The 13,086-nt window shown below is 52.2% G+C and carries 11 protein-coding genes; 6 read left to right on the top strand and 5 right to left on the bottom strand.

Going from position 1 to position 13,086, the window contains the following annotated elements:
• Nucleotides 1–162: 162 nt before the first annotated feature.
• The 3 genes from HMPREF1640_RS05165 (at nt 163) to HMPREF1640_RS05155 (ending at nt 3,623) form a co-directional block, all read left to right on the top strand.
• On the top strand, nt 163–627 hold the full coding sequence (locus tag HMPREF1640_RS05165) for an Lrp/AsnC family transcriptional regulator (RefSeq protein WP_036892976.1): 465 nt from the start codon (nt 163–165) through the stop codon (nt 625–627).
• Nucleotides 627–2,504 (top strand): membrane dipeptidase, encoded by a 1,878-nt coding sequence (locus HMPREF1640_RS05160; protein WP_036892975.1) that lies wholly within the window; start codon nt 627–629, stop codon nt 2,502–2,504. The genes HMPREF1640_RS05165 and HMPREF1640_RS05160 overlap by 1 nt, the downstream gene beginning before the upstream one ends.
• Before the next feature lie 69 nt (nt 2,505–2,573).
• Nucleotides 2,574–3,623 carry a M28 family peptidase gene (locus HMPREF1640_RS05155; RefSeq protein ID WP_036892974.1) on the top strand — a complete coding sequence of 350 codons (1,050 nt, stop codon included), beginning with the start codon at nt 2,574–2,576 and terminating at the stop codon, nt 3,621–3,623.
• Between the two features lie 314 nt (nt 3,624–3,937).
• Here the strand turns inward: HMPREF1640_RS05155 and HMPREF1640_RS05150 are convergent, their stop codons facing one another.
• On the bottom strand, nt 3,938–4,138 hold the full coding sequence (locus HMPREF1640_RS05150) for a hypothetical protein (protein ID WP_156098718.1): 201 nt from the start codon (nt 4,136–4,138) through the stop codon (nt 3,938–3,940).
• Nucleotides 4,139–4,255: 117 nt separating this feature from the next.
• Between HMPREF1640_RS05150 and ychF the strand changes: the two genes are divergently transcribed.
• Together ychF and lgt are read left to right on the top strand one after the other, a co-directional pair.
• Nucleotides 4,256–5,359 carry a redox-regulated ATPase YchF gene (ychF, locus tag HMPREF1640_RS05145; protein WP_036892970.1) on the top strand — a complete coding sequence of 368 codons (1,104 nt, stop codon included), beginning with the start codon at nt 4,256–4,258 and terminating at the stop codon, nt 5,357–5,359.
• 90 nt (nt 5,360–5,449) lie between these two features.
• The gene (gene lgt, locus HMPREF1640_RS05140) at nt 5,450–6,310 is read left to right on the top strand and encodes a prolipoprotein diacylglyceryl transferase (protein ID WP_036892968.1); all 861 of its coding nucleotides are present in this window, start codon (nt 5,450–5,452) and stop codon (nt 6,308–6,310) included.
• 113 nt (nt 6,311–6,423) lie between these two features.
• On the opposite strand, the gene mutS is transcribed toward lgt, so the two are convergent.
• The 4 genes from mutS to HMPREF1640_RS13215 form a co-directional block, all read right to left on the bottom strand.
• The gene (gene mutS / locus HMPREF1640_RS05135) at nt 6,424–9,090 is read right to left on the bottom strand and encodes a DNA mismatch repair protein MutS (protein WP_036892966.1); all 2,667 of its coding nucleotides are present in this window, start codon (nt 9,088–9,090) and stop codon (nt 6,424–6,426) included.
• A gap of 75 nt (nt 9,091–9,165) precedes the next feature.
• Nucleotides 9,166–9,849: a YhcH/YjgK/YiaL family protein gene (locus tag HMPREF1640_RS05130; RefSeq protein WP_231565839.1), complete on the bottom strand. Its 684-nt coding sequence runs from the start codon at nt 9,847–9,849 to the stop codon at nt 9,166–9,168.
• A gap of 43 nt (nt 9,850–9,892) precedes the next feature.
• Nucleotides 9,893–11,122, bottom strand: a complete 1,230-nt coding sequence (locus HMPREF1640_RS05125) for a VapE domain-containing protein (RefSeq protein ID WP_036893019.1) — start codon at nt 11,120–11,122, stop codon at nt 9,893–9,895.
• Nucleotides 11,123–11,181: 59 nt separating this feature from the next.
• Nucleotides 11,182–11,358, bottom strand: coding sequence for a hypothetical protein (locus tag HMPREF1640_RS13215; RefSeq protein ID WP_156098717.1), 177 nt, complete (start codon nt 11,356–11,358; stop codon nt 11,182–11,184).
• A 173-nt stretch (nt 11,359–11,531) separates the two neighbouring features.
• Between HMPREF1640_RS13215 and HMPREF1640_RS05120 the strand changes: the two genes are divergently transcribed.
• Nucleotides 11,532–12,479 carry a cation diffusion facilitator family transporter gene (locus HMPREF1640_RS05120; RefSeq protein WP_036892964.1) on the top strand — a complete coding sequence of 316 codons (948 nt, stop codon included), beginning with the start codon at nt 11,532–11,534 and terminating at the stop codon, nt 12,477–12,479.
• Nucleotides 12,480–13,086 lie beyond the last annotated feature (607 nt).

Genomic DNA, 13,086 nt, shown 5'->3' with positions numbered 1-13,086 from the left:
CAGGGCGCAAACCATCAAATATACAAGTCCAACACCCCAAATCATCTTTTTAATGTAACAAAATGCACGAGTAATTTAATTTATTCGTGCATTTTGTTGTTAGTATCACATATTTTACCTATTTTTGCTCAAACAATATCAACAATCTGTTAATGCTTAAACATGGAGAGAATAGACAATTTAGACAAGAAAATCCTTTTAATTCTATCGAAAAACGCACGTATACCTTTTAAGGATGTGGCCGCCGAGTGTGGTGTGTCGAGAGCCGCTATCCACCAGCGCGTGCAACGACTGATGGAGGCTGGCGTTATCACTGGCAGCAGTTTCGACGTCAATCCCAAAAGCCTTGGCTATACCACTTGCACTTATGTGGGGCTGAATTTGGAGCGTGGCTCCATGTACAAGAATGTGGTAAAGCGCATTGTTGACATCCCCGAGATTGTGGAATGCCACTTCACTACAGGCCCTTACACCATGCTCATCAAGGCTTACGCCCGCGACAACGAGCAGCTCATGGACTTGCTCAACAATAGGCTTCAGACCATACCCGGTGTGGTTTCCACCGAGACGCTCATCTCCTTGGAGCAAAGCGTGAAACGTGAAATCACCGTTAGCGTAAACGAATAATGAACAAATTTGATATCGAGGCGTACCTGAACGATTTTTACGCGACTTTCCCCGAGGCCAATAATCAGCCGATTATTGGCATCACTTCTAATTACTCTGATGGCGACGCGACCTTGCGCGAGCGTTATTACAAACAAGTGGTCAAGGCAGGAGGCGTCCCAATCATCATTCCGCCCATGCCCGACAGGGGCGCCATCATCAACACCCTCGACCATATTGACGGATTGATACTTACTGGCGGAGGTGATTTTAATCCACTTTGGTGCGGCGAGGAGCCGTCTCCACGATTGGCCAATATCAATGCCACGCGCGACCTGCCCGAGCTGCTCATCACGCGATTGGCCTACAACAGGCAGATACCCATGCTTGGCATTTGCCGTGGCATGCAAACCTTGGCGATAGCGTTGGGCGGAAAAGTAGCGCAAGACATTAGCGACGGCTTGAATACAGAGGGCAAAATTGTCGCTCCGTCAGCTTGCGTCAAGCATTCGCAAGATGCCGACAAATCTGAGCCTACACATACGGTCAAGTTGAGCGCGGGCTCTTTTCTGGCTGACATATACACCGCGGGCGCGCCCACTTACGTCGTGGACACGCCACGGGATGGGGTAGAGGAGGTCTCCATCGCGGTCAACTCTTTTCACCATCAGGCCGTCAGCGCTACCGGCAAACGGTTCAGGGTGTCGGCGATAGCTCCCGATGGCATCATAGAGGGCATGGAGAGCGCGGAGCTAAAGCCCATCATGGGCGTGCAATGGCATCCAGAGTGGATGGGCGAAGAAGGGCTGAGGATATTTAAGTGGCTGGTGGCGCACGCCCGCAATTTCCTTTCGGCCAAGCAGCTTCACGCTCGCATGCTCACCCTCGACAGCCATTGCGACACCCCTATGTTTTTCCCACAGGGCGTTGAGTTCAGCCGTCGCGACCCACGCGTGCTTTACGACCTGCACAAAATGACCGATGGCAGGCAAGACGCCGTCATCATGGTGGCCTATCTTCCGCAGCCAAAAATGGGCGAGAAATTCTCGCAAACGGTGGATATTGCTGGCATCATCAAGCACAATCCCTACTTGAAAGACATTTCCACGAGCCTCTCTCCAACAGAGTACGCCAACCTGATCTTTGACAAGATAGAGCGTATCGTGGACCAAAACAGCCAATACGTCAGCATTGCACGCACGCCTGCCGACCTTTACGAGGACAAGCGAAAGGGGCGCAAGAGCATCATGATGGGCATAGAGAATGGGCTTGCTCTCAATCACGACATTGCCAACGTGCGCCACTTCGCCCAGCGAGGCGTGGTGTATATCACATTGTGTCACAATGGAGACAACGATATTTGCGACAGCGCCCGTGGATGTAACACGCACGATGGTGTGTCCCAATTTGGCGAGAAGGTCATCCGCAAGATGAACGACGAGGGTGTAATGGTCGACTTGAGTCACGGTAGTGAGCGGTCGTTCTATGACGCGTTGGATATCAGCCGCGTGCCTATAGTGTGTTCGCACAGTAATTGTAGAGCTCTCTGTGACGTGCCGCGCAATCTCACTGACGACCAAATGCGCGCCCTTGCTCACAAGGGAGGGGTTATGCAAGTCACACTTTACCACGGCTTCTTGCGACAGGATGGCGAGGCTACCTTGCTGCATGCCTTGGAGCATTTGGAGCACGCCATCGAGGTGATGGGCATCGATCACGTGGGCATAGGCACCGATTTTGATGGCGATGGCACCGTGTTGGGCTGCGCCGACGCCTCAGAGCTTATCAATATCACCCTCCATCTATTGCGTCGCGAGTATAGCGAACGCGACATAGCTAAGATTTGGGGTGGCAATTGGCTGCGCGTCATGTCGATGGCGCAAGCTGCCAAACGATAGGTGGAATGGTTTTCGCATGTGCCAAAGAGATCTCTTCAGACCATATAGCTCAAGTTTAAAAACAGAAACATGACAAAAAAACAAAAAAGATATATCATAGTGATAGCAGTAGTCTTGTTCGCGGCCGCCGCGTGCCTTGTCTTTTATCCCAATCTGTCAGGCCCTGCCAGCGGAGCTGATGATGCCGAGGAAACGGAAAAGATACAGCCTGTCGGACCGCGGTTTAATGCCGACACGGCTTTCGCGTTTGTCAAGGCGCAGTGCGATTTTGGCCCAAGGGCCATGAACACCGCGGGACACGAGCGATGCTTGGATTGGATCGTCGCTAAATTTAAGCAGTATGGCTGCGAGGTAAAACCCCAAAAGGCCGACCTCAAAGGCTTTGATGGCACCGTTCTCAAGGCCACCAATATCGTGGCGAGCTACAACCCGACGGCCACCACGCGTATCATGTTTTGCGCCCATTGGGACTCGCGCCCGTGGGCGGACAATGACCCTGACTCCACCAATTGGCGCAAACCTATCCTCGCCGCCAACGACGCTGCCAGTGGAGTGGCCGTGATGTTGGAGTTGGCGAGACTGTTGAGCGAGGCCGACAAGGCAGGGGCCAACTCGCCTAAACCCGCTATCGGCATCGATTTCGTGTGCTTCGACGCGGAGGACTGGGGGGTGCCACAATGGAGCGACGCGGCTGACAGTGGCGACTCTTGGGCGCTCGGCGCGCAGCATTTTGCCGCCAACCTGCCACAAGGCTACGCGCCGAGATACGGCATCTTGTTGGATATGGTGGGTGGACAGGGAGCCAGATTTTATCGCGAGGGCATGTCCATGCAATACGCTCCGGAAATCGTGAAGAAGGTTTGGGGCGCCGCGCGCTCGGCGGGTTATGGCTCTTATTTCCCCCAATCAGATGGTGGCATGATTACGGACGACCACATCCCGCTCAACCAAGTGGCCAAAATACCTTGCGTGGACATCATACCTTATTACCCGGACTGCGCCCAAAGCTCTTTCGGCCCAACTTGGCACACCCTCGCCGACAATTTGGAGCATATAGACAAGAGCGCGCTCAAGGCCGTGGGACAAACCATGGTGCAGGTGATTTACACCGAAAAATAGTTGTCCACGCTGGTGGATAAAGTCCTTTTCGTTATGTTGGAAAAAGACTTTTTGGCTATGTTCACAGCTTCAAAATATAGGTAAGAGGGTGGGAGAGAGGCTCGTCTTTGTCAAAAAAAATATGAGAAAACAGCACTTTCTCACCTTGGTGAAACAGAGAGTTTTCAGACGACGTGAAGCCAACGCGGACCAGTTGAAATGTCGTTTAATCGTATTTTTCAAGCCCGCGAAATGTGCCCGTTTTGCCATTGGTATTTCAAGGGCTTGCCATCAGTGCCCAATGGCATCGTGTTTCATCGTTATTCGCCATGCGTTTAAGCCTCAATCACATCGCGATTGGCCCTTGAACGCATGCGTTCCACGATGCCACCAACGTGCATCCTAATGCCGTTTCCTTGTAAGTTGTTGACAGATAGTGCTTTGTGAGACGTGCTTAATTTTGGCGTATTTTTGCCGTTGGTGTTCGAATTTTCGTGCGCGCGATGTACGAAGGGGTTGTTGTCAGAATATTTCATAATGATATTTGTATAGCCGTCCATATTGGCATTATATATTAATAACGCTGCGGCACTGTCCGTTACCAATCTTTTTAGTAACTTTGCATGTCAGAATATAAACGTTTATCATTAGACATGTCATTAAAATGTGGTATCGTGGGCCTTCCCAACGTAGGGAAGTCTACCCTTTTCAACTGCCTTTCGAGTGCCAAAGCACAGGCAGCCAACTTTCCCTTTTGTACAATAGAGCCCAACCTTGGCGTGATAACGGTTCCGGACGAGCGGCTCACGCGGCTTGCCGAGATAGTGCATCCGGGGCGTATCGTGCCAGCCACCTGTGAGATAGTGGACATCGCCGGTTTGGTAAAGGGCGCCTCCAAGGGCGAGGGGTTGGGCAACAAGTTTCTTGGAAACATTCGCGAGTGTGACGCCATCATCCACGTGGTGCGTTGTTTTGATGACGACAACGTGGTGCGCGAGGGTGGCATGGCGGTTGATCCCATTGCCGACAAGGAAATCATCGACACGGAGTTGCAGCTCAAAGACCTTGAGACCATCGACGCTCAGTTGTCAAAAACAGAGAAGGCCGCTGCCGCCGGCAACAAGGAGGCCAAGGTGTTGGTGACTGTGTTGCAGGCCTACAAGGAAGTGTTGGACAAGGGGCAGAACGCTCGCGGGGTGACATTCGACACCCGTGAGGAGGAGAAAGCCGCCCACGACCTGTTCTTGTTGACCACCAAGCCCGTGCTATACGTGTGCAACGTGGATGAGAACAGTGCCAAGACGGGCAACGCGTACAGCAAGAAAATAGAGGAGGTGGCCGCAGCCGAGGGCGCGGAAGCCATGGTTATCGCTGCCAAGACGGAGGAGGACATCGCATCGCTCGAGAGCTATGAGGACAAGCGTTTGTTCTTGGACGAGCTTGGATTGGAGGAGAGTGGGGTAAACAGGCTCATCAAAAAAGCCTACAGCCTGCTCAACTTGCAAACCTTTATCACGGCCGGCGAGATGGAGGTGAAAGCATGGACATTTCACAAAGGGTGGAAAGCCCCACAGTGCGCTGGCGTGATTCATACCGACTTCGAGAAAGGGTTTATCCGCGCCGAGGTCATCAAATACGCTGATTATATCGAGTATGGCTCAGAGGCCGCCGTTCGCGAGGCTGGCAAGTTGGGTATCGAGGGCAAGGACTATGTGGCGCAAGATGGCGACATCATGCACTTCAGGTTTAATGTCTGACCGTTGTCATGTTCCTAAACCATGTTTCCGCGCTGTCTTTGCAAGGGATCTTTCATGGCATGTGGCGCGCCAAATATTAAATTTTGAATTATGAATTTTGATTTGTTATTCGTTTATTGGAACCCGAGCGAGATCATGTTCCATATCGGGAGTTTTGGTGTCAGGTGGTACTCCATGTGCTGGTTGGTGGGCCTTCTCTTGGGCTATCTGCTTATGCAGCGGCTCTATAAGGAGCAAAAGATACCCGACGAGAAGTTTGAACCGCTGTTTCTCTATATCTTTTTGAGCGTGCTTATTGGCGCGCGTTTGGGTCATTGTTTGTTCTACCAGCCCGAATATTTCCTTGGGTCGTGGGAGCATTTCATAGAGATGATCGTCCCTATGCACCACATGCCCGATGGCAGTTGGAAGTTCGTGGGCTATGAGGGCTTGGCGTCGCATGGTGGTGTTATAGGTATGCTCATAGCCATCTGGCTGTATAGCAGGCGCGCCAAAGTGCCCGTGTGGGTTGTGTTGGACAATATGGGTATTTGCTCTTGCGTCACGGCCACGTTCATAAGGCTTGGAAACCTCATGAACTCGGAGATTATAGGCAAGGTGACAGATGTTCCATGGGCGTTCATCTTTGAGCGAGTGGACCAGTATCCACGCCATCCCGGACAGCTCTATGAGGCCTTGTCTTACGCTTGTTTCTTCTTTGTCATCTTCTTGGCGTATCGCAAAAACAGACAGAAGGTGGGCACCGGGTACTTCTTTGGCATGTGCTTGGCATTGGTGTTCGTGGCTCGTTTTTTCATAGAGTACACCAAAGACATACAAGTGGACTTTGAGGCAGGCATGCTCCTTGACATGGGGCAGTTGCTCTCCATTCCCTTTATCATCCTTGGCGTGGCCGTGATGATAGGCGGAAACTGGATGAAAAAACTCGGCGCGAGGGTAGACCCCAAGTAGCGACTTGTAGTTGTCGCGCTCCCGACACCATGTAAACAGGCCATCCCCCACTGTTTGTCAGTGCGGATATGGCCTGTTGCCGTATTGGTATTGGTAATGTCTGGAATGTTCGGTCAGCTTCTTCCCGTCACTATTTTCTTGATATCGTTGAGTTTGTTGAGCGCCTCCACTGGCGTGAGGTTGTTGACATCCAAGCCCAATATCTCGTCGCGCACTTGCGAAAGGACGGGGTCGTCCAGTTGGAATATGCTGAGTTGCATGCCGTCTCGTGTGCCAGCCAGCCGCTCCACCGATGGCTTTCCCACGTTGCCCACTTCCGAGTTGTCGGCCTCGAGCTGTTTCAAGATGATGTTGGCGCGCCTTACTATAGACCTCGGCATGCCAGCGACCTCGGCCACGTGGATGCCAAACGAGTGCTCGGATCCGCCCGGTGACAGCTTGCGCAAGAAGATTACCTTGCCGTCTACTTCCTTGACGGAGACGTTGAAGTTCTTGATCCGGGCGAAATTTTTTTCCATTTCGTTTAGCTCGTGGTAGTGCGTCGCGAAGAGAGTGCGCGCCCGAGCCTTGGGCTGCTCGTGCAAATACTCCACGATGGCCCACGCTATTGATATGCCATCGTAGGTGGACGTGCCTCGCCCCAGCTCGTCAAAGAGCACCAACGAGCGTGGCGTCACGTTGTTGAGAATGTTCGCGGCCTCGGTCATCTCGACCATAAAGGTGGACTCTCCCAAAGAAAGGTTGTCGCTTGCGCCCACGCGAGTGAATATCTTGTCCACCAAACCTATTCTCGCTCGCTCTGCCGGCACGAAACATCCAGTCTGGGCCAATAGCGCGATCAGGGCCGTTTGGCGCAGCAGAGCCGATTTGCCGGCCATGTTAGGACCCGTTATCATCATCACCTGTTGCTTCTTGGTGTCGAGATACACGTCGTTTGGCACGTATTGTTCGCCTAATGGCATTTGGGTCTCTATGACGGGATGGCGTCCTTGCCGAATGTCTATGACGTCGGTCTCGTCTACCGTAGGGCGCACATACATGTTGCTCTCGGACACCTTGGCGAACGAAAGTAGGCAGTCTATGCGTGCCAGCAGGTTGGCGTTGGCCTGTATGTCGGCGATGTATCGCTGCATATCAGCCACAAGCTCGTTGAACAATTGTGTTTCCAACTCGATTATTTTCTCGTCAGCGCCCAATATCTTTTGCTCGTATTCTTTCAGCTCGGGCGTGATGTATCGCTCCGCTTGGGCCAGTGTCTGCTTCCTTGTCCATGTGTCTGGAACCTTGTCCTTGAAAGTGTTGCGCACTTCAAGGTAATATCCAAACACGTTGTTGAAGCCCACTTTGAGTGACGTTATGCCCGTTCGCTCGGTCTCTTGCCGCTGTATTTCGAGCAGGCTGTCCTTGCCATGACTTGATATTTGTCGCAGCTCGTCAAGTTCTGCGCAGTATCCCTCGGCAATGACATTGCCCCTGTTGACCAACAAGGGTGGGTCGGGCTGTATTTCGGCGGCGATGCGGTCACGTAGGGTCTCGCATAGGTTCAGCCGCTGCCCTAAGCGTTTCAGGCTGTCGTTGTTGGCGTACAGGCAAGCCGACCTGATGGGCTGGGTGGCTATGAGCGCGTTTTTGAGCTGTATCACCTCGCGTGGCGACACCCTTCCCACGGCCACTTTGGATATGATGCGTTCCAAGTCGCCCACGCGGTGCAGCTGCTCATCGACCACTTGCCTGAAGTCTGGCTGCCTAAAAAAGTACTCCACGATGTCTTGCCGGTCAGTAATTAGGGCCACATCCCTGAGCGGAAAAACCATCCATCGCCTTAGCAGTCGGCCTCCCATGGGGGTCACGGTGTGGTCCACCACGCTCAGAAGCGAGCGTCCCTCGTCTTGCATGGCTCCAAGAAGCTCCAACGACCGAATGGTAAACTTGTCCAATCGGACGTATTTTTCCTCCTCGATGCGTTGTAATGAGGTGATATGGTTGATGCTTGTGTGCTGGGTAATCTCAAGGTATTGCATGATAGCCCCGGCCGCGATAACGCCCTCGCGCAGGTGCTCCACGCCAAACCCTTTTAAGTTTTTGGTGCCAAAATGCTTAAGGAGTTTCTGGCGTGCGCTTTGTTCCGTGAACACCCAGTCGTCCATCTCGAACGTGCAATGGCGTGTGCCGAAATAGCGCTCGAAGTCTTTTTTGCGTTCGTGGTCGTGCAGCACCTCTTTCGGGGAGAAGCTGCCAAGGAGTTTTTCGACGTAGTCATAGGTGCCCTGTCCGGTGAGAAACTCGCCTGTGGAGATGTCGAGGAAACTCACGCCGCAGGCCGTTTTCCCGAAGTGTATGGCCGCGAGAAAATTGTTTTCCTTGTAGTTCAGCACGTTGTCGCTCATCGCCACGCCCGGTGTCACAAGCTCCGTGATGCCCCTCTTGACCATTTTGTCCATCTCCGTGAGCCCCTTTTTGCCTTTGATGGCTTGTCGTTTCTTCTTCGGATCCTCCAGTTGGTCGCATATTGCGACACGTTTTCCAGCCCTGATTAGTTTGGGCAGGTAGGTGTCCAAGGCGTGGTGGGGAAAGCCGGCCATGGCTGTCTCTCCCGTTGCTCCGCCGTTGTTACGTTTGGTGAGCGTTATGCCGAGGATACCGGATGCTGTCACTGCGTCGTCGCCGTAGGTCTCGTAGAAGTCGCCGCAGCGAAAGAGCAGCACCGCGTCAGGGTGCTTTGCCTTCATGGAGAAGAACTGTCGCATCATCGGTGTCATATCATTGTCTTTTTTTGCCATGCTCTATTTGTGTATTTAGGGGTTTTTGTTGTCCAAGAATGAGCCATGGACGACTTGGTTTTTCGGTGCGTTGGCTCACATGTAATCCACCTTGATAACCACCACCCTGATGTTTTGGTCGTTCTTGTCGGTTTTCACTTTGGCGATGTGCCAGTCGTCGGGGAAGAAGATGAAGAATTTTGACGCGTCTCCATCATGGAATTTCGCTTTGCTCGCGTCGTATGAGTAGTTTACCACATCGGGCCGATAGGGCACGCTCACCTTGCTTGAATAGTGGTCTACCAAGCCGAATCGCTCACATCCTCTCACCACGTATTGGAAATCGATGTGCCGTACATGGCTTTCCGGTTTTAGTGTTCGCAGGTCTCGGTTGTGGTCATCCTCCACGCTTGCCACCATTGTTGTGCCGGGGATGGGTACGCGTCCTTTGGGCAATGCAGCGAGATCGGTGTTTTGACACCATTCGAATAGTTTTTTCCACTGCTCTGGATTTTTTTTGTATTGCGTGTAAAATTCCACGGCGTTTACCGTCTCATGAGCGTCGGCCTTGGTGAATCCGTTTCGCCATTCGCCCTTCTTGAGCCATGCTTGGGCTTGCTTTCGCAGCTGCTTGTCGGCGCAATACTTGGTGTAATAACCTTGCGCGTTGAGGTTTAATGATATTGACAATGTTGCCAATGCGAGCAATGTGCCTTTTTTCAGGGCACCCATGTGTGTGGCGAGATGTCTCGTGCCAAGTGTGATAGTGATATGTCTCATCGTTGTTTGTTTAAAAAATATTGCTGTTTATAGATGTTTTTATTTATTTTTTCACGAGGTTTCCCAGTCCGGACAGCAATGCCTTTGCCAATGGGTTGTTGTCCAGTCCATCCTTGTCCGGGGTTTGCGGCTCTTCCACGAAATCGAGTTTACGCGGGTCTTTCTCTATCACCTTGTAACAAGAACGGCCGTGTATGCGGCTCCGCGCGAAGCCAGCCTCCTGCAACGCGAACCCCACATCTTGGTTGACGTGCTCTCCCGGCGTCCAATAGGGATACTCTTTCATCAGCCTGTCCACGATGGTGTCAATGTCCTTGGCTTTCACTCGCTTGCCCTTGGGAGGGGTGGCGTAGAGCATTGTTACCATTTTCACCAAGTTGTCGGCCTCTTGGAATGGTGAGTTTTGCACCGCCATAGCCTCCCTTTCCTCATCGGTAAGGCCGTAGTCCACGCCGTTCTCCACCTCGGCCAAAAGTTGTGCGTAAAGTTGTTCGTAGGGCACTGGAGTGGCGATATCTATGCGATGCTGTATCTCCACGCACACCAAGTGGGCCGCTCCGGCTGCGTCGGTCATGGGATGCAGGTTCCCCGTGTTGGCGACAAATGCCGAGTAGTTGGTCCGCGGTTCCTCAGTGACGCCGTAAGATGCTCTGAATACCGGTGTGCTTCGAGAGAAAAGATAGCGCGACAGCACCTCTTGTTCGGTGTTTTCTTGGTAAAACTCGTCGATGCAAGTCAATAGGTTGGTGGTGACAACGCGATGCACCTCGGATGTGGAGCGCAAGCGCACTTGGTCCGTATAGTATCTGCGCAAGTCGGGCGGAAGGATGATGTTGCAGAATGACGACTTGCCATAACCGTACTGTCCCACTATGGTGGGCACCAACACGTCGCGTTGGGCCACCTCGTATCCTATCCATCGGGCCACCATTTGCAGCATCCACTTGTGGAAACGCTGTGGCCAATCGGGGTTGGTGGTGATGATACGGTCTGCCAATGCGGCCACGTGGTCGGTCCCATCCCATTCGTCCAAGCTGTGTAGCCAAGCCTCGGCCGGGTTCCACGGCGCTATGAGCGTGGACTCGGCGTATCGTCTCAGCAAGCCCTCCGAAAGTCCGACGCCCTCGCGCCCAGCCTCCAAAATGAGCGTGTTGATGGCCTCGCGCGAGAGCGGCAGGTACTCGTCCGAGTTAGGGATGGCGTACAGCGTCTCGCCCGTGAGAACGTTTCGGCGCAGTTGGCAGCGCGATTCAAGGTAAGTCAAGGCATCCATAAGCTTAAATGTTGATAATTGCAAAGATATGAAAAAGACAGGAACCTCGAAAGAAAAAATCATAGTTTTTGCGTCATGTAGGGCGCATTTTTCAACAAATTGCGCCCTGTTTTTGTTTCTTCCGTGTTTCTTGGCTCAATGTATATGGTGGGGAGCGCGCGCAAGCCATGCCCGTCGCCCCGCTGTTTCGTGGTGTTGTCTATTGCTTTTAAACGCTTTTCCACATTCGTTTTCATGATGGTTAATGTAGAAATAAGTGTGCTTGGCCGTTTTTTCGCTCGTTTTTGTCTTGGTTGTATGGCATTTTTTCATAATTTTGCGGCATTAAACACGTTGCAATCTCGCCCATTGCCAATTGTGGCGATGGTAAGCCGGGATGATGCCTTGTAGCGTTACATTGCGAGAACATATGAACATAGCAGAACAAAAAAAGCCGCGCGCGCGGTCGATATACCGTGTGACCATCATTGGAGGCATGGTCAACGCCATGCTGTTGGCGATCAAATTCGCGGCTGGCATATTGGGAGGCTCGGCTGCCATGATTGCCGACGCAGTGCATTCGGCGTCTGATTTTGTTACCGACATCATCGTATTGGTTTTTGTACGGCTAAGCAACAAGCCCATAGACCATGACCACGACTATGGGCATGGCAAGTATGAGACGTTGGCCACCGCTTTTATCGGGTTGGCGTTGTTGGCCGTGGGCCTGATGGTATGCTTCGATGGCATAGCCAAGGTGTGGCAGGCCATACAAGGTGTGCCATTGGAGGCTCCGGGCTGGATTGCCTTTGTGGTAGCCGTGGCAAGCGTCGTGTCAAAGGAATGGCTTTTCCAATACACCATTCGTGTGGGCAGGCGAGTAGGCTCGCAAGTCGTGGAGGCCAACGCGTGGCATCATCGTACCGACTCGTTTTCGTCCATTGGCGCGTCTATAGGCATAGGCGGAGCCATCATTTTGGGGCATCGGTGGGCCGTGCTCGACCCATTGGCGGCCATCGTGGTGAGCTATTTCATATTGAGGGCGGCTTGCGATTTGATCAAGAAGTCGTCGAGCGAGCTGTTGGATGCCAGCCTGCCTGACGAGCTTGAGGAGCGGATCGTGGCTACCGTCAAGTCCGACCCATTGGTGAGCGACGTGCACAACTTGCGCACGCGACGCATTGGCAACGGTATCGCCATGGAGTTACACTTTCGCATGCCGGGCGCGATGACACTCTACGATGCCCATTTGCATGCCACCGAGATAGAGCGGCGATTGCGCGAGCTGCTTGGCCAAGACTCGCTCATCACGCTGCATTTCGAGCCGTTGAAAGTCAACGGCAAGTATGTGCCGCCCCAAATGGAACGAAGGGTCTAATGACTTGCGATGTTCTAAATAATGTTGAAATATGCGGACAAAAGGTCTCTCATATTTCGTTTATTTTCAATTGAAGAGTGCTTTGCTCTCAAATATGCGAAACATGAGCGTTTTTGGCAACTCGCTGTCAGCCATCGTTTTACGGAGTTTTGGCTTTTTCCCGTTCTAAAAAGCTTGATTTTTGTCTTGCCTTTAATGCCTGTTCATGGCGTGAATAGGCACTGTTCATGTTGCCGTTGAGCCTTGTTCGGCTTGCGTTTAAGCGCTCAACGTATGGCGAATGGATAGTTGTCGCGCCGCGTCGCAATGACATCCTGCGCGCGATGGTATACAAGTTGTATTTTCTTGCCTGTTTTTTCCGTGGAATGATTGTTTCCGAAGGTTCTGTTTTTGTGATTATTTCAGGACATATTTTGCGCGCGTGTCATTTGGCGTGACCAATGGAGCGCGGCTTGAGGGATATTGAAAAATTGCGTTGTATAGTAAAGAGTGCGTTTTCTTCGGAGTGACTGTAATGTGGCTTTCTTGCTTATAGATGAAAATAAATAAGTCACATTAGGTATGTTTTTGAATATTATAGTGTATTTTTGCATTCGGATTGGCTCAT

The organism is Prevotella sp. S7-1-8 (genome assembly GCF_000758925.1).
Classification (GTDB): Bacteria; Bacteroidota; Bacteroidia; order Bacteroidales; family Bacteroidaceae; genus Prevotella.
This window is presented reverse-complemented; position numbering and strand designations above follow the sequence as displayed.